The organism is Hydrotalea sp. (assembly GCA_030054115.1).
Lineage (GTDB): Bacteria > Pseudomonadota > Alphaproteobacteria > JASGCL01 > JASGCL01 > JASGCL01.
Window position 1 is genome coordinate 1 of record JASGCL010000016.1, and the last position, 21,283, is coordinate 21,283.

General features: G+C 48.4%; 20 protein-coding genes and 1 tRNA gene. 10 read left to right on the plus strand and 11 right to left on the minus strand.

The annotated features are described in order from the left end of the window. Positions 1-18: 18 nt before the first annotated feature. The 4 genes from yidD to QM529_04400 all read right to left on the minus strand — a co-directional run bounded on the left by yidD (position 19) and on the right by QM529_04400 (position 2,441). Positions 19-246 (minus strand): membrane protein insertion efficiency factor YidD, encoded by a 228-nt coding sequence (gene yidD / locus QM529_04385; GenBank protein ID MDI9313896.1) that lies wholly within the window; start codon positions 244-246, stop codon positions 19-21. 24 nt (positions 247-270) lie between these two features. After that, complete coding sequence (locus QM529_04390) at positions 271-675, minus strand: hypothetical protein (protein ID MDI9313897.1); 405 nt, start codon at positions 673-675, stop codon at positions 271-273. Between the two features lie 189 nt (positions 676-864). Continuing rightward, entirely contained in the window at positions 865-1,236 is a 372-nt protein-coding gene (locus QM529_04395) for a Spy/CpxP family protein refolding chaperone (GenBank protein ID MDI9313898.1), read from the minus strand. 119 nt (positions 1,237-1,355) lie between these two features. Beyond that, the gene (locus QM529_04400; GenBank protein ID MDI9313899.1) at positions 1,356-2,441 is read right to left on the minus strand and encodes an aldo/keto reductase; all 1,086 of its coding nucleotides are present in this window, start codon (positions 2,439-2,441) and stop codon (positions 1,356-1,358) included. Positions 2,442-2,496: 55 nt separating this feature from the next. On the opposite strand from QM529_04400, the gene fabD reads away from it, so the two are divergent. The 3 genes from fabD to QM529_04415 all read left to right on the plus strand — a co-directional run bounded on the left by fabD (position 2,497) and on the right by QM529_04415 (position 4,970). After that, entirely contained in the window at positions 2,497-3,453 is a 957-nt protein-coding gene (gene fabD, locus QM529_04405; protein MDI9313900.1) for an ACP S-malonyltransferase, read from the plus strand. Between the two features lie 10 nt (positions 3,454-3,463). Further along, positions 3,464-4,201 (plus strand): 3-oxoacyl-ACP reductase FabG, encoded by a 738-nt coding sequence (gene fabG / locus QM529_04410; protein ID MDI9313901.1) that lies wholly within the window; start codon positions 3,464-3,466, stop codon positions 4,199-4,201. Positions 4,202-4,346: 145 nt separating this feature from the next. Further along, positions 4,347-4,970, plus strand: a complete 624-nt coding sequence (locus tag QM529_04415; GenBank protein ID MDI9313902.1) for a LysE family translocator — start codon at positions 4,347-4,349, stop codon at positions 4,968-4,970. Positions 4,971-5,117: 147 nt separating this feature from the next. On the opposite strand, the gene QM529_04420 is transcribed toward QM529_04415, so the two are convergent. The 3 genes from QM529_04420 to QM529_04430 form a co-directional block, all read right to left on the minus strand. After that, positions 5,118-7,196: a hypothetical protein gene (locus tag QM529_04420; GenBank protein ID MDI9313903.1), complete on the minus strand. Its 2,079-nt coding sequence runs from the start codon at positions 7,194-7,196 to the stop codon at positions 5,118-5,120. Positions 7,197-7,262: 66 nt separating this feature from the next. Beyond that, positions 7,263-8,417 carry a 23S rRNA (adenine(2503)-C(2))-methyltransferase RlmN gene (gene rlmN / locus QM529_04425; GenBank protein MDI9313904.1) on the minus strand — a complete coding sequence of 385 codons (1,155 nt, stop codon included), beginning with the start codon at positions 8,415-8,417 and terminating at the stop codon, positions 7,263-7,265. A 46-nt stretch (positions 8,418-8,463) separates the two neighbouring features. Beyond that, positions 8,464-8,540 (minus strand) — tRNA-Asp (locus QM529_04430). 210 nt (positions 8,541-8,750) lie between these two features. Here QM529_04430 and lptB point away from each other — a divergent pair. Continuing rightward, the gene (lptB, locus tag QM529_04435) at positions 8,751-9,623 is read left to right on the plus strand and encodes an LPS export ABC transporter ATP-binding protein (protein ID MDI9313905.1); all 873 of its coding nucleotides are present in this window, start codon (positions 8,751-8,753) and stop codon (positions 9,621-9,623) included. A 26-nt stretch (positions 9,624-9,649) separates the two neighbouring features. After that, a complete protein-coding gene (rpoN, locus tag QM529_04440; protein ID MDI9313906.1) occupies positions 9,650-11,218 on the plus strand; it encodes an RNA polymerase factor sigma-54 in 1,569 nt (522 codons plus the stop codon). A 55-nt stretch (positions 11,219-11,273) separates the two neighbouring features. Here the strand turns inward: rpoN and QM529_04445 are convergent, their stop codons facing one another. Beyond that, positions 11,274-12,221 carry a GIY-YIG nuclease family protein gene (locus tag QM529_04445; protein MDI9313907.1) on the minus strand — a complete coding sequence of 316 codons (948 nt, stop codon included), beginning with the start codon at positions 12,219-12,221 and terminating at the stop codon, positions 11,274-11,276. 141 nt (positions 12,222-12,362) lie between these two features. Between QM529_04445 and dapD the strand changes: the two genes are divergently transcribed. From dapD to lexA, 4 genes are all read left to right on the plus strand, one after another. Further along, positions 12,363-13,208 (plus strand): 2,3,4,5-tetrahydropyridine-2,6-dicarboxylate N-succinyltransferase, encoded by an 846-nt coding sequence (gene dapD, locus QM529_04450; GenBank protein MDI9313908.1) that lies wholly within the window; start codon positions 12,363-12,365, stop codon positions 13,206-13,208. Positions 13,209-13,231: 23 nt separating this feature from the next. After that, positions 13,232-14,392: a succinyl-diaminopimelate desuccinylase gene (gene dapE / locus QM529_04455; GenBank protein ID MDI9313909.1), complete on the plus strand. Its 1,161-nt coding sequence runs from the start codon at positions 13,232-13,234 to the stop codon at positions 14,390-14,392. 14 nt (positions 14,393-14,406) lie between these two features. Continuing rightward, a complete protein-coding gene (locus tag QM529_04460) occupies positions 14,407-16,380 on the plus strand; it encodes an acetoacetate--CoA ligase (GenBank protein MDI9313910.1) in 1,974 nt (657 codons plus the stop codon). Between the two features lie 243 nt (positions 16,381-16,623). Then, on the plus strand, positions 16,624-17,325 hold the full coding sequence (lexA, locus tag QM529_04465; protein ID MDI9313911.1) for a transcriptional repressor LexA: 702 nt from the start codon (positions 16,624-16,626) through the stop codon (positions 17,323-17,325). An 8-nt stretch (positions 17,326-17,333) separates the two neighbouring features. Here the strand turns inward: lexA and QM529_04470 are convergent, their stop codons facing one another. Genes QM529_04470 through QM529_04480 form a run of 3 tightly spaced genes read right to left on the minus strand, consistent with a single transcriptional unit; the run spans position 17,334 to position 19,429 of the window. Then, entirely contained in the window at positions 17,334-17,924 is a 591-nt protein-coding gene (locus QM529_04470; protein MDI9313912.1) for a VTT domain-containing protein, read from the minus strand. 17 nt (positions 17,925-17,941) lie between these two features. Beyond that, the gene (locus QM529_04475) at positions 17,942-18,469 is read right to left on the minus strand and encodes an N-acetyltransferase (GenBank protein ID MDI9313913.1); all 528 of its coding nucleotides are present in this window, start codon (positions 18,467-18,469) and stop codon (positions 17,942-17,944) included. A gap of 21 nt (positions 18,470-18,490) precedes the next feature. Further along, positions 18,491-19,429, minus strand: a complete 939-nt coding sequence (locus tag QM529_04480) for a uracil-DNA glycosylase (protein MDI9313914.1) — start codon at positions 19,427-19,429, stop codon at positions 18,491-18,493. 203 nt (positions 19,430-19,632) lie between these two features. Between QM529_04480 and QM529_04485 the strand changes: the two genes are divergently transcribed. Continuing rightward, entirely contained in the window at positions 19,633-21,270 is a 1,638-nt protein-coding gene (locus tag QM529_04485) for an electron transfer flavoprotein-ubiquinone oxidoreductase (protein MDI9313915.1), read from the plus strand. The last annotated feature ends 13 nt before the right edge of the window (positions 21,271-21,283 follow it).

Sequence of the window (21,283 nt, forward strand, 5' to 3'; positions counted from 1 at the left end):
GCGCGGGGGCTTTAGGCTCTAAGGTATTGGGTCGTGCCCGGCCCCGCCGCCGCCCAACCATTTAATCGGGTGGCAACGGGCGATGCGCCGCACCGCCAACCACCCGCCATGCCACGCGCCGTGTTTTTTTATCGCGGCGGCGGCATATTGCGAACAACTGGGGGTGAAACGACATCGCCCACCAAAAAAATAGGCCAGGCTGTGGCGATAAATCGCAATCAGGGTGAGGAGTATTTTTTGCGCCATGGCAAGATTCCTATCACGATTTTTTTAATTCTGCCACACCACAGCTTGCACCATGCCCCACACCACGCCGCATATGGCGGCCAACCCGCCAGTCAGCAAATGCCACAGGCCACCCCACACCGCGGCGATAATCCATTTGGCAAGGTCAATAAAAACCCGCAACATCATATCCATCAACCACGAAAATGGCCAATGGTTATGCAACAACAACCACAGAATAAAAAACAAACCGCAAAAGCTTATCACCTGCTTCGCAACCTGTTCCAGCACCAGCCCAAGGTATTTTTCCAACGGGTGAAACACCACCCTTTCAAACGCCACCCAAATGTAATGGGCGATTTTATCGACGACCGGGCTAAAGATAATTTTTTTTAAATGGTTTATGGGTGCGGCCACCATATTGGTGAACAATTGTTTTATGTTTTTCATGGGTTTCCTTTCGTAACATGGTTACTCCACCCATAAAAACCACCATATCAACAAAAAGAACAAAATGCAAACAAAAAACAAAAAACAAAAAACAAAAAACAAAAAACAAAAAAAATGGGCGGCCAGTTTTTGCTGGTCGCCCGTTAAAAAACAATAATCATTGTTTCTATCGAATAAAAAATAGCAACGTTAGTTGCTCCATTTCTTCATTCGTTTTTCCATCTTTTCTTCCCACCGCGCATATTGCTCGGGCGTCAGAACAGACTTCATTTGGGATTTTCGTTTTTCCATCATCGCTTCGCGATTAGATTTCATGGTTTGAAAATCCGCCAACATAAATGTTTTAATTTGCGCAACTTGTGAATCGTTTAGATCCATTTTTCTCGCCATTTTATCAACTTTATGCTGAACCATCGCCTCTGGGTTTTTCATCTTATCACGGAAATGATTACGCATCACACCGCAACCAATCGCCACGACAGCAATCACAACCGCCAGGGTTGAAACGACGCTAATCAGGGTATGTTTTGAAAACACCAAAGACCAAAAGTTCTTTTTCATGCTCTTTTTCATATTTTTCTCCTTTCTATTGCTTTCTATATAGTATCTTACCACGATAGAAAAAAGATGGCGTCTGTTAAGATTTATTAATGGCGAATTACCGCCCCGCAAGTCTGCCCCTACGACGCCGGGTCGCGGTGTTTCAAGCGGATGGCGTCAATCTCCGCCAGAATTTTATCGCTGAGTTTCACGTCGTAGGCGTCGATACATTCGTCAAGTTGCGCGACACTGCTGACGCCGATAATGGTCGATGCCACTTGCCATTTGTGATAAATAAACGACAAGGCCAATTGCGTCGGCGTCAACCCATTGTCGCGCGCCAATTGGTTATATAATTTGGCAATTGCCAGGGCCTCGGGCCGAGCATAACGCATGGCGCGAAATTGTTGATACATCGACATGCGGCCCAAATTATCATTTTTGCCGGCGACGGGTTCAATACCAACTTCGTCATATTTTCCGCTCAACACGCCAAACGCCAATGGGGAATAGGGGATAAGCGACACGCCCAGCCGATGCATTGTTTCATCCAAACCATTTTCCAATGCACGACTGGTCAGGCTGTATGGATTCTGCACCGTCGCCACCCGTGCCAAACCATGTTGTTCGGCCAAGCGCACAAATTCATGCACACCATATGGCGTTTCGTTCGACAGGCCAATGGCGCGCACCTTGCCCGCCTTGACCAATTTATCCAACGCCACCAATTGTTCGTGAATCGTGGCATTGCCCTTTGGCTCCTTGGTCGGGTCGTAATACATGGTGCCAAACACCGGCACCATGCGGTTTGGCCAATGAATTTGATAAAGGTCGATGACGTCGGTTTGCAGACGTTTTAAACTGGCGTCGCAGGCCGTGGCAATATCGTCCGCCGTGGTGTTGTTTTTGCCGCCGCGCACCCATGGCGCGGTGGTCATGCCGACAACCTTGGTCGCGACCACCCATTGTTTGCGTTTACCCGCATTTTTGGCAAAATAATTGCCGATGATGGTTTCGGTCTTGGTGTAATTTTTTTCTATCAATGGCACGGCATAGGCCTCGGCCGTGTCCATAAAATCAACGCCCCGTTCCAACGCGCGGTCCATAATTTTATAAGCGGTTGATTCGTCAACCTGGTCGCCGAACACCATGGTGCCCAAACAAATCGGGGACACCATCAAATCTGATTGGCCAAGTTTAACTTTTTTGTCGGTGAATTTTTTCATGCCTGCAACCTATCATATCACTTGCCAAAAAACAATAAATTGCTATAGCAGTGTTATGAAAATTGCATTTTTATTCCCGGGTCAGGGTTCACAAGCCGTCGGCATGGGCCGCGACCTGGCCGAACAATTCCCCGTGGCGCGCGCGGTGTTTGACGCGGTTGATGATGCCCTGCACGAACGCCTCAGCGATATTATTTTCAACGGCCCGGCCGACCAATTAACCATGACCGAACATACCCAACCGGCGTTGATGGCCATGTCGGTTGCCACATTAAAAGTTTTGGAACAGGAAACCGGCAAAAAAATAACCCAAATGGCGGGCGCGGTCGCCGGCCACAGCCTGGGCGAATATTCGGCCCTGACCGCGGTGGGCAGTTTACCGCTGGCCACCACCGCGACATTATTAAAAACCCGCGGCCTTGCCATGCAATCGGCGGTCGCCCCCGGCCTCGGCGCCATGGCGGCATTGTTGGGCATGAATTGGGGCGAGGTTGAAACCATAATTGCCGAGGCAAATTCTACCGGCGCGGTGGTTTCATGCGCCAACGACAATGCCGATGGTCAGGTGGTGATTTCCGGTAAAAAAGACGGCGTTGATAAGGCGATAGAAATTGCAAAAACCAAGGGGTTAAAACGCGCCGTGCCATTGCCGGTGTCCGCGCCATTTCATTCACCATTGATGGCACCGGCGGCGGAAAAAATGATGGCCGCGCTGGATTCTATCACCATCGCCGCGCCAAACTTGCCGCTTTACAACAACATCACCGCCATGGCACAAACCGATGGCCAAAAAATCAAACAGGATTTGGTGGCCCAAGTTTGCGGCCGGGTTCGTTTTCGCGAAACCATCATCAATATGGAGCGCGATGGCTTCAGCCATTTTGTCGAAATCGGCGCGGGCAAAGTATTGACCGGTTTGGTCAAGCGTATCGCGCCAAATGCCACCACCGCGAACATTGCATCGGTAAATGATGTGAAGGAACAACTTGCTTTTTTTAAAAACCCTGGCTAAAACCACAACCATGATGTTCAAACTTGACGGATTAAAAGCCCTGGTAACCGGTGCCTCTGGCTCCATCGGCTCGGCCATTGCCATGGCGCTGAGCTCGCAAGGGGCCGAGGTTATTTTAAGCGGCACCCGCATGGATAAATTGGAAGAATTGCAAAAAAAATTACCAACCAAATCGCATATCATCACCGCCAATTTGAAAGATCGCGCCGACGTGCAAAAATTAGTCAAGGAAGCCGACAAAATCGGTGTCGATATTTTGGTCAATAACGCCGGTTTAAACCGCGACAATTTGTCGATATTGATGAAAGACGAAGAATGGGACGATGTGTTGCAGGTTAATTTAACCGCTGGGTTTTTCTTGATGCGCGGGCTTATCCGGTCAATGATGAAACGCAAATTCGGCCGGATTATTTCCATTACATCGGTGGTTGGCCACGCCGGTAACGCCGGCCAAGCCAATTATGTCGCGACCAAGGCGGCGATGAGCGGCCTGACCCGCACCCTGGCCGAGGAATATGGCACGCGCGGCATCACCGTCAATTGCGTCGCCCCGGGCCTTATCAAAACCGAAATGACCGACAAATTAACCGACGAACAACGCGCCGATTTGTTACAACGCGTGCCGAGCGGCGAAATTGGCAAGCCCGAGGAAGTTGCGGCCGGCGTGGCGTTTTTGGCCAGCCGCGAGGCCGGTTATGTAACCGGCGCGACATTGCACATCAACGGCGGTTCCGAAATGCGCGACTAGCAGGGCGTGGCCCTGCACCGAACTGGTTGCCACGAGCGATATCGGGGCAATCGCAATAAAATAAACGCAGAGCTCGCGGTTCTATAAAAATTTATTTTCCTTGGCCATACTTGCAAAGCCCGCCAAAGCAAGTTAGACAATTATCATGCTTGGTATTGATATAAACATTTGGTTGTCATTGTTGCTTTACATGGCGGTAACATCGATAACCCCCGGGCCGAATAATTTAATGTTGATGGCCTCGGGTTCCAATTTTGGGTTTTATCGCTCCCTGCCCCACCTGCTTGGCGTTACCTTTGGTTTTACGTTTTTATTGCTGGCCACCGGTTTTGGCTTGGCGCAGGTTTTTTCAACCTACCCCGTTTTGTATCTTGTCTTGAAATACGCCGGCGCGGTTTATTTGCTATACTTATCTTACCGATTGGCCATCAGCAAGGGCGACAAAACAAAACAAAATAAAAGAAGCGCAAAGCCGGCAAAACCATTTGGTTTTTTCGCCGCGGTGGCGTTCCAATGGGTCAACCCCAAGGGCGTCGTCATGGCGATTAGTTTTTTTGCCATTTACCTGCCGGTTGATTATAGTTGGCAAGTGGTGTTGGCGGTTTGCGCCATCGACGTGGTGATGAGCTTCCTGCATGCCGGCCTATGGGTGGTGATGGGCACCAGCCTGGCGCATTTATTAAAACACGGCAACCGCCAACATTATTTTAACATCGCCATGGCCTTGTTATTGGTGTTGTCGTTAATCCCCGCCTTTATTGAGAAATAAATTACATTTATTCTGCCCTACCGCTACGCTGCTTGAGGGCAATTATTTCGCCCTACCGCTACGCCGCTTGAGGGCAATTATTTCGCCCTACCGCTACACTGCTTGAGGGCAATTATTTCGCCCTACCGCTACGCTGCTTGAGGGCAATTATTTCTGCCAATTGGCAACCCGAACATTGCTGATGGTCATCTTGCGGCAAGATTCGCGTGGCACGGAAATCGCCAATTGATTGATGGCCGGTATTTTTTTGTAATTATCGATATAGGCCAGGTCAATCATCACAATGCCGTTAAGGTCATGGTAAAATTTTTCTGTATTGGTTTTATCGATTATTAATTTATTTGGCTTGGCGTCATATATATTTTTACTATCGATGGTGATAATAAAATTTTGGTTTTGGTTACCGTGAAATGGCAAACATTGATAATCAAAAGCCAAAACATCAGGCTTTTGTGCCGCCTTAACACGATAGATATTAAATGCCGCATCGCCCCAATTCAACTTATATTCCCCATGTTTGTTAGCGTTAAATGTCGTTTTAATAAGATTATTATCAAGCGACACAACATTATCAATTTGTTTTATTAAAAAATTTTCAGGCTTGCCCCAAGTGATATTGCCAAAATTGCCCCAGACAATGCTGTTGATAATCATCAGGCCGACCAGCGCAATTATTTTGCGCGGCGAATGTTGTGATATGGATTTTTTTAAAGCCTTGCCATTGATTCGATAAAAACGAAATGATAGAAAAAATTCTAGCATTTTTTTCTTAAATGATAATGTAAATGTTGATTTTTTTATTAATTCTTTGCCCAAACCATTGCGAAACAACCACAACCCCGATAATAAAAAAGCAAACACCGACCAATAAATGAATCGGAAGTCATTGGTTTGCATTAACAAGGAATAATGAACAATATAAATAATCCCCGAGGCATTGATGACGCGCAACAACACGACATCGCGATGGTGTTTTTTATCATTGATAAAAAAACTGGCGATAAAAATATTAAACAACATTAGCAAATAAAAATATGGTTTGTAAAAAAAGTCGTAGTCAAAGCGGGCCATAAAATTAAAATTCACACGACTTAATAAATGGGGGCGGGTAAAATTCTTTACCTCTTTATTAACTTCCTCAAGGCTTAGGGTAGGGTCAACATGGGGTATCATCGCCGCTATTTCATCGCGATTGTTATTATTAAAACCTGTTATCCACCACGGCGCAAGAGACGGCGACCGCAAGAAATAGGCAAATTGCTGGCTCAGCAATTTTATGGCCGGCAACAAATTTTTAAACCACAATGTTGTTACTGGTTGTTGAACTGCGTTCGTATCAAAGGTATTAAATGAACCTAATCCATTGGTGTATAAATCCTGCTTTGGATTTTCTGGCCAATGGTTGCAATCGCACAAAACATTGGTGCCTTGAAAATACATCAAATGATATTTTCTGATATTTTGCAACGACAGGTCATTAAAATACGACTGATTATTAGCCATTGAAAAATACAACGCGCCATAATTTATAATGCCGCGCGTATTGAATTTTCCTTTGTCCTTCACCAGCGGCGACGCAACTATCGCGATGCTGATCGCTTTTATCCCAATAACAATCGCCAGGCTGGCTAATATCTTAATCAGCCTCGATTTTTTTTCATATTTTAGAAATACCAACAAAAAAATTATCGGCGCGGTGGCAAAAAAACCATTATGCCGCACGGTTGAGGCATAAAATAATAATAATAAAATAATTACAAATCCAGCGGTGTTTTTGTAAAATTGCCTGATGATTAAACTGGTCGCCAATAACAACGACGATGCCAAAGCAACATCTTTCCAAACTATACTCGTAAAATTAACCACCAATGGCAAAAATGGAATCAGCAAAAGAAAAAATTTCCATAGGCTGTTTTTAAAATAATCATAAAGCAGATAAATAGATAGCCACACCATGGACAAATGGAACAACCAAATACCAAGACCACCCTTAGAAAATAATAAAAAAAACGCCCACACCAATTGCATGATGGCGGGGTGCCAATTGTTTATATTAAAATCGCGCGCTTGAATATATTGGGCAAAGACATCATAGCCTATCGTTACACCCGGGTAAAAAGCCAACAGGTTCAAAAGAAACCCAAAAAGGCAATAGGCCAACACCCATTTTTGTTCACGCGTCATGGCGACAAAATAATACGCGATAGATGATAATCTTTTTTTCATCTTTTGCTATTATTAAAAGTCGCTCTTCTAGTCAAGTTATATCGATAACGCCAAGCGACCTTATCCTTATTGCGACCGCTGGCTCGCCCGGATTTTTAAACTTTCGGATTTTAATTGGCCGCAGGCCGCCGAAATGTCGCGGCCGCGTGGCCGGCGCGTCGGCACGGCATAACCCGCGCCACGCACAATCGCGGCGAACATATCCATTGCCTCGTCGGTTGAGCATTCGTAACCGCAACCTTCCCACGGGTTAAAGGGGATAAGATTTATTTTAGACGGAATATCCCTTATCAAATTAACCAAATCATGGGCGTCGCTCGGCCGGTCGTTGACATTTTTTATCATCACATATTGCCACGTAACGCGTCGCCCCTGGTAATCGCCGTCTTTGTATTTTATATCGGCGTGGTAAATTGCCGGGTATTTTTTCACCGCCGCCATCAAATCGCGCAATGGGTATTTTTTATTTATCGGCATAATCTCGTTCCGCAAAGCATCGTTCGGCGCGTGGAGCGACACCGCCAAATTGGCCATGGTTTCCTCCCCCACCCGCACAATGTCGGGCACAATGCCCGATGTCGAAATGGTTACCTTGCGCCGCGAAAACCCAAATGCCGTTTCGTCGAGCATTATCTTCACCGCCTTAATAACCTCGTTGGTGTTATAAAGCGGTTCGCCCATGCCCATAAAAACCACGTTGGTGATTTTGCGGTTTTGCGGGTCGTTATCCTGCAACGATTCCTTGGCCACCAAAATTTGCGACAAAATTTCACCGGCGGTCAGGTTGCGCACCAATGCCTGGGTGCCGGTGTGACAAAATGTGCAATTGAGCGTGCAACCAATCTGCGACGAAATACACAACGTGCCCGATTCCTCGTAAGCCCCCGACCGTTTGATAAACACCGTTTCGATTTCTTGGTTTTTGCCAACCGCCAGCAACCATTTTTCGGTGCCATCGGCCGATGTTTTATGGGTTGAAATAACCGGCCGCGCGATGTTGTAATTTTTTTTTAATGTTTCGCGAAAATCTTTCGACAAATTGGTCATGGCGTCTATCGACACCGCGCCCTTTTGATACAGCCATTGATAAATCTGCTTGGCGCGAAACGCCCCCTGGCCCATGGCGGCCATGATTTTTTCCAAATCGCCCAGGTTCATGCCGACCAAATTGATTGGCGCGGTAGCGGCGGCGACGGCGGTGGCGGACGTAACTGAAGACATTCTGCGGCAGGTTTTATAAAAATCGGTGATTGATAATGATTAAAAATGGCGATGGAGACGGGACTCGAACCCGCGACCTTCGGCGTGACAGGCCGATGTTCTAACCAACTGAACTACTCCACCATATTATTGTTTTTAGATTAGATTAACATCTAATCATCATGCCACTTTCATAAAGCCATAAACTGCGACGGGACAGATGTCAAGCATGCGATGTCACACCATACAATTTATAACCGCCGCACAACCAGCGCGCCGCCACCAACGCCAGCAACATAACAACCATGGTTGCAACATTGTGCGAATCAGCGCAATGTTGAGATAATTATGAGCATGACCGCAACCGACCCGACCGATAATTCGCCGCCAAATTCGCCTGACGGCGCGGCGGCCAGCAACGCCAATGCGGCAAGCACCGACAACGGCGCGGGGCAATCGCCCGACCGCGCCCCCGCTAGTGTTTTACGGGTTGAGCATGTCAAAAAAATCATCGGCAAGCGCACCGTGGTGAACGATGCTTCCCTGACCCTGCGCGCTGGGGAGGTTGTCGGTCTCCTTGGCCCCAACGGCGCGGGCAAAACCACGTTATTTTACGGCATATTGGGGTTGATACCCATCAACGGCGGCCATATTTTTATCGACGACACCGATATTTCGACCCTGCCGGTTTATCGCCGCGCGCGGCGCGGGCTATCTTACCTGCCGCAGGAGGCTTCGATATTTCGCGGCCTGACGGTGCGCGATAATTTGCGCGCCGTGTTGGAAATGAAAATGAAAAACCGCGAAGATGTCGAGGCCTACAGCGACCAATTGTTAAAGGATTTCAACCTGACCGAGCGGCGCGACGCCCAGGCGGTTACCCTGTCGGGTGGCGAACGGCGGCGGTTGGAAATTGCCCGCGCCCTGTGCGCCTTCCCGGCTTTTTTATTGCTCGATGAACCCTTCGCCGGTGTTGACCCATTGGCGATTCGCGACGTGCGGCAATTGGTAAAAAACCTGGCGAAGCGCGGCATCGGCGTGCTTATCACCGACCATAATGTGCGCGAAACATTACGGATTGTCGAACGCGCCTATATTATTCATGATGGAAAAATCATCGCCGCCGGCACGCCGCAGGACATTATCAATAACCCATTGGCGCGCGAACTATACCTGGGTGAAGAGGTCACGCAGGAATTGCAACAGGCTGGCACCCCAAAAAATTAATCCACCACAATATTACAAAAAAATTCATGACGCAAAAAATACGACTCGACCTGATAGCCACCAGCAATTTGGTGATGACGCCGCAATTGCAACAGGCGATAAAATTGTTGCAATATAACGGCGAGCAATTGACCGAATTTTTGCTGAAGGAGGTGGAAAAAAACCCCCTGCTCGAACTGGCCAGCGACAACCCCACCCCCGACGCCACCAACACCAACCGCCCCGACAATGCAACCACGCGCGACGCCACCGAATTGCGCCATCAGGCCAACCAAGAATCCAACAGCGCAACCAACACCGCCGAGCGAGTGCAAAGCAACCTGCAAGATTCCGCGCGTAACAATATAATCGATGGCGATGGCAACCACCCCGCGCCGACGAAAACCACCGACCAGCAGGGCAACCAAGAATTTTACCAAGCCGACAACAGCATGAAGGGCGCGGGATCGTTCGGCGGCGAGGGCGAGGAAGATTACCTGTCGCGGGTGGCGGGTCGCGAATCGTTGCAAAGCCATTTGATGACGCAAATCGATTTGGCATTTATCAATGACACGCTTGACCATAAAATTGCCGTTTTTTTATTGGGGTTGGTGGAGGAAACCGGTTGGCTGACCCACCATTGGCAACGCGATATCGAATCGCTGGGCATGCCGGCGGCGACCATCGAACGGGTGTTAAAAACATTACAAGCATTTGAACCGGCCGGGGTTTTTTGCCGCAACCTCCGCGAATGCCTAACCATTCAATTGGCCGATAAAGATTTGCTAACCCGCGACATGATAAAATTGCTGAACAACCTGGATTGTTTTTTATCGGGCGATGAAAAAAAATTGTTGGAACGCACCGGCTTAAACCCGGAGCAAATAAAGCCGCTTATCGCCACCATTCGCGCCCAAGACCCAAAACCCGGCTTGACCTATCAATTTCAACCGCCGCTCGCCATCGAACCCGATGTGGTGGTGTTCAAAAATAATTTGGGCGAATGGCAGGTCGAATTAAACGGCCGCGCCACGCCGCGCGCCTTCCTCAATGAAAAAAATTACCAGCGTTTTTTGCAATCGCCGACCTTGCAAAAAAAAGATAAAAAGTTTTTGGCCGAAAAATTCTACGCCGCCAAATGGCTGATTAAAAGCCTGCAACAGCGGCAAGAAACCATCCTTAAAGTTGCCAGTAAAATTGTCGAAAAGCAAAAAAACTTCTTCGACCATGGTATCGAAAATTTGAAGCCGCTTATTTTGCGCGATATTTCGACCGCGATAGAAATGCACGAAAGCACCGTCAGCCGCGTCACCACCAACAAATACATGGCGACGCCGCGCGGCATGTTCGAAATGAAATTTTTCTTTACCCAAGCTTTGGAGGGGAGCGACAAGGACAACCCGGTTTCGGCCGAGGTGGTGCGCCATTGCATCAAAAACATCATCGAACGCGAAACCCCCTGCAAAATTTTATCGGACGATGTTATTGTCGATTATTTAAAAGAAATGGGTTTTCAGGTGGCGCGCCGCACCGTGGCCAAATACCGCGAATCCCTTTCCATTCCATCCTCCGTCACCCGCCGCAAAATGAAAAACAATTTTTTGTATTTGGGCTAGGCTAGGCCGCGGGCCTAGAACCAGGCTTTTCTGCTTTGGTGAGATGACATCTATTTTACGGCCAGACGTCAGAGATGACTTTGGCCTTAAGCAACGTTTCCAAATTGGTTTTTCTTGGCCCTTGTAGCTGGTCGCCATTACGCCGCCTTTTAATAGGCGTTTCAAATTCTTTTACATCGCCTTTAAAATTTAAGCGATATTTTCCATCTTCACCATGTTTTTTAATGCCATCCGCCTCAACCTCCGCCCAATGGGTAATGGCTGAAATAGGGGCTTTGCGATATATCGCTAAATATTTAATTTTTGCTCTTATCGCCTCACTTATTCTTATTGCATACCAACAATTTTCTTCCATAAATATTTTATTAAAAGTTTCTTCACCACTAGGCACAACAATGGTATCAACCTGCTTATTACCTTGCAATAAATCATTTTTAATTTCTGCTATTTCTTCTTCAGCTTCTTCTACATTTGCCTTATTAAGTTTTCTATTTTTCTTTACAGATTCATCAAAGGCCTCTAGCCCAATCAACTCAGCAACCTGTAATATTTCTTTTAATCTTTTTCTTAAAGACGATTTGCTAGAATCGTCAAGTGTTGGCTCGCTAGGAAAATTTCCATTTTGTAACACGCATACACCCAACTCGCCAGCCAACTTGCATAAAGCATATTCTAGCCATTGAACGCGCGCCTTATCAAATTTTTCTGAAAGAATGGCCACACCCCATTCCCAAAAATCTTTGTTCTTAATATGAGATTCAATCCTTCCCCTCACCGTGGCATCACCCTCGCCAATATAAACATTTTCAATATCCTCTTTGTCGCCAGAATAACCAACTAATATATATATGCCATTATGCTGAAAACCTTTATCATCTTTAATTAAATCCCACTTGTCTTTTGGGAACACTATAGCTGACCACACCCAATCATCATTGACAATGATGCGGGCACCCTGCGGGTCACCATCTAAACAACGAATTTTTATTGTATATTCTTCCATCCCCCAACAATAACCAATTAAGCTGTCAACCGCAAATAGTTTTTATAAAATTTACAATTTTGATTTCTAGCGGTGGCAAAATTGGTTCTATGCCCACGGCATAGGTTTGCAAAATGCGCCAAAGTAATCTATGGTGCGGGCATGAGTTATGACCATTTGCAAAAAATAATTGAGGCCGCCTGGCCCAACCGCGATACCATCGCCCCCGCCAAACATGACAAAAATTTGGCCGACGCGGTTGATGAAGTGCTCAACCTGCTCGACGCCGGCACCCTGCGCGTTGCCGAAAAAACGGGCGACAAATGGCATACACACCAATGGTTAAAAATGGCGGTGTTGCTAAGTTTTCGCTTACGCGCCAACAAAATTATTAAGGGTGGGGCCGGCGGCGGTTGGTTTGATAAGGTCGATTCAAAATGGCTCGGCTGGGATGAAAAAAATTGGCAAGCCGCCAATTTTCGCGCCGTGCCAAATGCGGTGGTGCGGCATTCGGCCTACATCGCGCCGTCGGTGGTTTTAATGCCATCGTTCGTTAATGTCGGGGCGCGGGTCGATTCCGGCACGATGGTCGATACCTGGAGCACGGTTGGTTCCTGCGCCCAAATTGGTAAGAATGTTCACCTGTCGGGCGGGGTCGGCATCGGCGGCGTGCTCGAACCATTGCAAGCCAACCCAACAATTATCGAGGATGATTGTTTCATCGGCGCGCGGGCCGAGGTTGCCGAGGGTGTTATCGTCGGCCAAGGGTCGGTGCTGGCGATGGGGGTTTTCCTGTCGGCATCAACCAAAATTATCGACCGCGAAACCGGTAAAGTTTTCATGGGCGAGGTTCCGCCCTATTCCGTCGTGGTGTCGGGGTCATTGCCCAGCGATAAAAAAATGGGCGATGGTTCGCCCGCCCCCAATTTATATTGCGCGGTGATTGTCAAACGGGTCGACGAAAAAACCCGCGCCAAAACATCCATCAATGAATTATTGCGCGCCTAACATTTTTTTATTATGATTTTTTCATGGAAAAATCGACCGCGCTTATCCTTACCGAAAAACTCATTGCCTGCCCGTCGGTAACGCCGCGCGACGGCGGGGCGATGGCGGTGTTAATCGCATTTTTGGAAAAACTCGGTTTTACCTGCAATATTTACGAATTTGGCGATGGCGTCCACAAAACAAAAAACCTTTACGCCAAATGGGGCAAGGGTGAAAACAACCTCGCCTTCGCCGGCCATGTCGACGTGGTGCCGGTCGGCGACGAAACCAAATGGTCATCGCCACCATTTGCGCCAACTATAATTGACGGCTTCCTCCATGGGCGCGGCGCAATAGACATGAAGGGCGGGGTGGCCTGCTGGTGCGCCGCCCTCGAAAAATTTTTAAAAAATTCTTCGGCGGAAAGGGCAACCAACGCCGCGCTATCACTGCTGATAACCGGCGATGAAGAAGGCCATGCCAAATTTGGCACCAAAAAATTGTTAGAACAAATTGATTCGGATGGCGAAAAAATATCGGCCTGCATCACCGGCGAACCAACCTGCCCCACAATATTGGGCGACATGATAAAAATCGGGCGGCGCGGCGGTTTGACCGGCACCCTGACGGTGCATGGCACCATGGGGCATACGGGTTACCCGCAACTGGCCGATAACCCGCTCCACCGCTTGGTCGATATGTTGGCGGTGCTAAAAAATTGGCAAATCGATAAGGGCAACGAAAAATTCCAACCCAGCCAGCTCAGCATCACCACCATAGACACCGGCAACCGCGCCACCAATGTTATCCCAAATAAAGTAATGGCTAGTATAAACTTACGTTTCAACAATGAACAAACCGGCGATGGCTTGATAAAAAAAATTGAGGCCATGTTGCAACCATTCGACAAAACCAAATGGCATATCGATTGGTTTTTAAACGGCGATAGTTTTTTAACCCCCGAGGGTGCGGTGTCAAAAAAATTGCAAGCCGCAATAAAAAAAGTAACCGGACAAACCGCGGTGCTGGACACATTGGGCGGCACGTCAGATTCGCGCTTCATCAAAAACTATTGCCCAGTGGTGTTGGATTTCGGCCATGTCAACCAAACCATCCACCAAGTTGACGAACGGGTTGCGTTAAAAGACCTTGAAGATTTAACTGAAATTTATTATCAGTTTATGGTTGCGTATTTTTCGGCTTAAAAACATCTAAAACCATGCAGACCAATCATCAGGATAATATCTTGTGGCGCCCCAGCGACGAGCGGGTGCGCGCCAGCAACCTGCACCATTTCACAACCTGGCTGGCCGAAAAAACCGGCAAGGATTTTCCGACCTATGAATCGTTGCATCAATTTTCTTGCGACCAGGTTGGTGAATTTTGGTCGCATGTTTGGGATTACATGGGGGTGATTGGCGACAAGGGGAAAATCGCCGTCGCCCACCCGGACCGCATGCCGCATGCCAATTTTTTTCCCGAATCTTCATTAAATTTTGCCGAAAATATTTTACAGCTGGGTGGCGAAACCGCCGAGATTTTTTTCATGGGCGAGGATGGCCGTGGCCATAAAAAATCACACGCCGCTATAATCAGCGAAGTAATGCAAATGGCGCGCGCGCTCGAATCCTTTGGTGTGCAACCTGGCGACCGCGTCGCGGCATTCATGCCGAACATTCCCGAAACCATTATTGCCATGTTGGCCACGTCGTCTATCGGCGCGGTTTTTACCTCCTGCTCGCCCGATTTTGGCGTGCCCGGCGTGCTCGACCGATTTGGCCAAACCACGCCGCGCGTCCTTATCGCTTGCGATGGTTATCATTACGCCGGCAAAAAAATCGACACCATGCCAAAAATTTTGGAGATGCAAAAAAACTTACCATCATTGGAAAAAACCATCATCGTGCCATTTTTGCATCCCGCGCCGGCCATCGATAACATCACCAATGGCATTTTGTGGGGGGATGCGATTAAGGGGCGCGACGCCACGCCGCGCTTCACGCCCCTACCCTTTGACCAACCATTATTTATTATGTATTCGTCGGGCACGACCGGCGTGCCAAAATGTATTGTGCATGGTGCCGGCGGCGTGTTGTTGAAATTCATGGTGGAGCAACGTCTCCATTGCGATTTAAAACCCGGCGACCGGATTTTTTTCTTCAGCACCTGCGGCTGGATGATGTGGAATTGGTTGCTGGGTTGCCTGCACACCGGCGCGGCGGTTTGTTTGTTCGACGGCTCACCGCTTTACCCAACCCCCGCCGCCCTGTGGGATTACGCCGAACAATATGAATTTACCCATTTTGGCACCTCGGCCAAATATATCGACAGCATTAAAAAAGCCGACTATCACCCGGGCAACCACCACGGCTTAAAAAACTTACGCATGGTATTAACCACCGGCTCGCCGCTTGCGCCAGAAAGTTTTGACTTCCTCTACCAATCGGTAAAATCCGATATGCAGGTCGCCTCAATCTCCGGCGGCACCGATATTCTTGGTTGCTTCCTCGCCGGTTTGCCAACCGCCGCGGTGGTGCGTGGCGAATTGCAATCACCCGTCCTTGGCATGGCGGTTCAGGCGTTCGACGACCATGACAAGCCCATCGCCAGCGGCAAGGGCGAATTGGTTTGCGTCAAACCCTTTCCCTCGATGCCGGTTTATTTTTGGAACGATGACGATGGTAAAAAATACCACAAGGCCTATTTCGATAAATACGACAATGTTTGGTATCATGGCGATTATTTGGAAATCACCAACCACCAAGATGGCGACCATGGTTACATCATCCATGGCCGGTCGGACGCAACCTTAAACCCCGGCGGGGTGCGCATCGGCACCGCCGAAATTTATCGCCAGGTCGAGCAATTGCCCGAGGTGTTGGAATCAATCGTCATCGGCCAAGATTGGCAGGACGATGTGCGGGTGGTGTTGTTTGTCAAAATGAAATCGGGCGCAACCCTTGATGATAATTTAAAAACCACCATCAAAAAAACCATCCGCGACAATTGTTCGCCGCGCCACGTGCCGGCAAAAATTATTGGCGTGGTTGATATTCCGCGCACCAAATCGGGCAAAATTACTGAAATTGCGGTGCGCGACACGGTGATGGGCCGCGCGGTTAATAATAAGGAAGCCTTGCTCAACCCCGAGGCACTCGATTATTTTTGCAACCTAGAAGAGCTTAAAAAATAAAAGCCCTTAAATAGTTGCTTTTTTGTTCTTTCGCCCCCTGTTTGGCGCACAAAATAAAGCAAAATCGCCATAATTTTGTAGAACAAAATGCAAACACCTGCTAGGGTGAAGGCGCAAGAGCGGGACGAAGCAATTATAACCAAGCATGTGAAGTAAGAAGGAAATGATGACAATAAAATATCATGGCTATATCATGGCAGAATACACCATAAACCACCTGGCAATATGTAACGGGGTGGTGTCATGCTAACCCAGCAACAACATCGCCTGCTGATGTATATTCAGCAATGTATCGCCGAGCGTGGCTACGCCCCATCTTACGAGGAAATGAAAAACGCCCTCGGGCTAAAATCGAAATCGGGGGTGCATCGGTTGGTATTCTCGCTGGAGGAGCGAGGTTACGTGAACCGCCTGCCGAACAAGGCGCGGGCGGTCGAGGTATTACGTGCGCCCGATGAAAAATTGGGGGTCAAGGCCAACGACCTGTTGAAAAAAACATTCATCAGCAAGGCGCTGAGCAAAAAAACCAGCAAGGCGGCGACTTTAAGCGATAAAGAAACCGGCGCGATGATTCCGCTTTATGGGAAAATCGCCGCCGGCACGCCCATCGCCGCACTGCAAGACCCAAACGATTTTGTTGAGGCACCGGCCTTCATGCTTGGTTTTGGTGATTTTTACGCCCTGCGTATCGAGGGCGATTCGATGAAAGACGCTGGTATTTTCGACAACGACATTGTGGTGATTAAAAAACAAAACCACGCCGACGACGGGGCGATTGTCGTTGCCTTGATTGATAAGGAGGAGGCAACCTTAAAAAAAATAAAATACAGCGGTAGCAAGGTTATGCTTCAACCCGCCAACAAACATTACAAAAGTTACGAATTGCCAAGTAATCGCGTCATTGTTCAGGGCGTCCTGCGCGGCCTTATCCGGCATTATAAATAATCGCCACCCTACTTTTTTTGCTTTTCATCGATGACGCGTCGCACACGGCTTTGGATGCCATAATAAATAAGCACCAACAACAAAATAAACACCAACACAACCACCCAATGGGCGGGGCCTAAATCTTCCCAATATTGGACGCCGAATTCTCGGATAAGGAAAAATAACCCGCCGGCCCAAATAAACACCACTGCTAGGCTGGTCAACATCACCACCCTAATCTTTAAACGATAAAACCCCATGGCACCATAAACCGCAATGCGCATGCCCGGCACGTAGCGCGTTGCCAACACTGCCCATATCAAATTATTCTCTAACCATTTCATCGCGATAGACATGCCACGACGTTGCATTTGTTTTTTTAAAAAGCTATTGCGATGCGCCAACCGCCCGAGGTAATAACAGAAAATTTCCCCTATCAAAATACCACCAAACAAAGAGATAATGGCTATCGGCACGGAAATTTCCCCGCTCGCCGATAACACCGCGGCGGCGATAATGGTGACATCCTCGAGAATTACAACGGCAATCGCCAGCAACAAACCCAAGATATGCGGGTTGTCGCGTAAAAAACTTAAAACATATTCGGTAACGGTCATGGTTACTCCTTCTTACCCTATTCTAACCCAGAAATAAAATGCAACCTGCCCGAATGTCTTAATATCTCTTGCTTATCATGGCAACGAACCAATAACGACAAAGGCGCGATAGGGCCATCAAAGCTGTATTGTTCTGTATCATGGTTGTTAAGTTTGCAAAATCCGTGCCGCTCATAATAACTTGGGTTGCCCACCAAAAACAGCAGGTAATTGGTGGCGGTTGTTTTATCCACCATGGCGAGCAGGTGGCGTATCAGAAAGCTCCCCAGGCCTTTGTTTTGGTAATCGGGGTGCACCGCCAGCGGCCCCAACAAACCGGCACGGGTTTTATCGCTAAGTTCGAGGTGATAAAGGCGGATAAGCGCCAACAATTGGTCATTGTCGTCGCGGTAATGAAAGCTTTTATGGTAATCGGGCGCGATGTTTTTGCGCAAATAATTGACGGTGCGATTATGCCGCGCCAAGCCAAAAACCCTATCTAAAAAATTTTCGCTATCAAGAAAATCATCAACCTGTTCGCGCCTGATATGTTTTTCTTGCCACATGATGTTTCTATTACAATAAATTTATACCACCGTTACCGATGCCTTGATGGCAAGAATATCTTGCCATAGGGATTTTTTTTCTAATGGCCTTTGCCAATAATAATCTGGGCTATGGCTTACCATCACCGGTATCGCCCGCTCATTATTTTTTACATGAATTTTTAATTGCGATTTTTTCTGGGCGCGGCATTTGGCCACCGTCATATCAAAAAAACTTAATGCCCCGCCGATGCCCATCACCCAAATTTGCTGAGGGTTGATAATCTCAATCTGTTTTAATAAAAATGGCAAGCATGATTTTTGTTCGCCGGCGTTGGCGGCGCGACTGCCCGGCCGCTTCCAATAGACGCTGTTGGTGAAATAAACATTTTTATCGCTGGCAAAACCGGCGGCCGCCAGGGCTTTTTTTATCAACTGCGCGGGGCGACCAACGAATGGTTGCCCCTCCCTATCCTCGGTTTCGTCGGGCGCGTCGCCAATCACCATCAATATCGGTTGACGCGCCACGCCCGCGCCAAACACCATCTGGCGCGCCAGGTGTTTCAGCGGGCATCCCTCATATTGCGCTAGGGTGGCGATAATATCATCGAGCGTTTTACATTTATCCGCCATGGCGGTCGCCTGCGCCAAGGCGGCGAAACTCCCCAATGGTATTTCTTCGGGTGTTTCTTCGGATGTGTCATGAGATAGGTCTTCTTTAGCTCGCGCCTCAGATTCCAGCTTGGTGCGCGATGCGGCTACGGCTGGGTTCGCGCCATCGCTGACCATGGTTTTATTGGCGGCGGATTTTTCGTTGAAACCATCGCCACGCAGTTTTTCCTTAAACCTGTCTATCGGTTGGGCGGCGTGGGCCTCATCCGCGCCCATCGCAATTTGCCATTCCAGGCTGGCCACCAGGTCAGCGATATTTGCGCCCGTTGCGGTCGGCGATTTGCCCCCCGAACTTTTATTGTTCGCCATAAAATAACCGCCGCCGCTAACCATGGCTAACCCCGCAAGGTGAAAAAAAAAGGGTTAAAGAAATAAGTTGCATTTTCTTTGCTGTTATACTAAAAAATCACTATTCGGCGATTCACCCAATATTGTAAAGATGTTTTTGAAAAACAAAACCACCAACAAATAAATATTCAATCCTATAAATTAAAAAGAACAGAGCAAATAACATGACGCGCGAATCGATGGAATTTGATGTGGTGATAGTCGGTGCCGGCCCGGCGGGCTTGGCGGCGGCGATTCGCCTGAAACAATTGGCGTCTGCCGCCAATGGTGGGCGCGACATTTCGGTCTGCGTGCTGGAGAAGGGTTCGGAGGTCGGGGCGCATATTTTATCCGGCGCGGTGATGGAACCACGCGGCTTGAACGAGCTCATCCCCGATTGGCGCGACCAGGGCGCGCCATTAAAAACGGCGGCCAAGGACGATTATTTCATGTTTCTGACCAAAAAACATGCTTTCCGCTTGCCCACCCCAAAGCAAATGAACAACCATGGCAATTATATTATTTCGCTGGGGCAAGTGGTGCGCTGGCTGGGGCAAAAGGCTGAGGAATTGGGCGTCGAGATTTACCCGGGCTTTGCCGCGGCCGAGGTATTGTTCGATAAAAACGGCGCGGTGGCCGGCGTCGCAACCAACGATTTGGGCATCGACAAAAATGGCAAAAAAACCGCCGACTATCAACCCGGCATGGAATTGCGTGCCCGTTACACGATATTTGCCGAAGGTTGCCGTGGTCACCTGAGCAAAATGATGATGGAAAAATTCAACCTGCGAAAAAATTGCGAGGCGCAAACCTACGGCATCGGCATCAAGGAATTGTGGGAAATTCCGGCCAAAAATTCTAAACCAGGCACCATCATCCACACCACCGGCTGGCCCATGTCGTTTGATACCTATGGCGGGTCGTTTGTTTATCACGTGGACAAAGGCCGCTTGGCGATTGGCTTTGTTGTTGGGTTGGATTACCCGAACCCTTATCTTTCGCCCTATATGGAATTTCAACGTTTCAAGCATCACCCATTTATCAAAAATATTTTGCAGGGCGGCAAACGAATTTCCTATGGCGCGCGCGCCATTAACGAGGGCGGTTTTCAATCGATCCCCAAACTGACCATGCCCGGGGCGTTGCTGGCCGGTTGCACCGCCGGTTTTTTAAATGTGCCAAAAATTAAGGGCTCGCACACCGCCATCAAAACCGGCATGCTGGCGGCGGAATCCATCGCCAACGCCCTGTCGAGCGATAAACCAGCGGTCGAATTGTTCGATTACGAAACGGCGGTTAAAAAATCGTGGGTGTGGCAAGAATTAAAGGAAGCGCGCAACATTCGCCCGTCATTCAAATGGGGTTTTTTGTTTGGCTTGGTTTACAGCGCGCTCGACACCTATATTTTTCGCGGTCGCGCCCCCTGGACCATATCGCACCATGGTGCCGATAATTTGTCGTTGAAGAAGAAATCATCTGCCAAAAAAATTGATTACCCCAAGCCCGATGGTGTGTTGAGTTTCGACCGCTTGACCAATTTGGCATTTTCTGGCACCAACCACGAGGAAAACCAGCCGTGCCATTTGACGCTCAAAAATAAAAAAGTGCCTATCACGGTGAACCTTGCCAATTACGACGCGCCCGAACAACGTTATTGCCCGGCCGGCGTTTATGAAATTATTGGCGTCGGGAAGAAGGCCGCATTGCAAATCAACGCGCAAAATTGCGTTCATTGCAAGACCTGCGACATCAAGGACCCAACGCAAAATATAAATTGGGTCACCCCAATGGGTGGTGGCGGGCCAAATTACGCCGAGATGTAATTCAGCTTGGGCG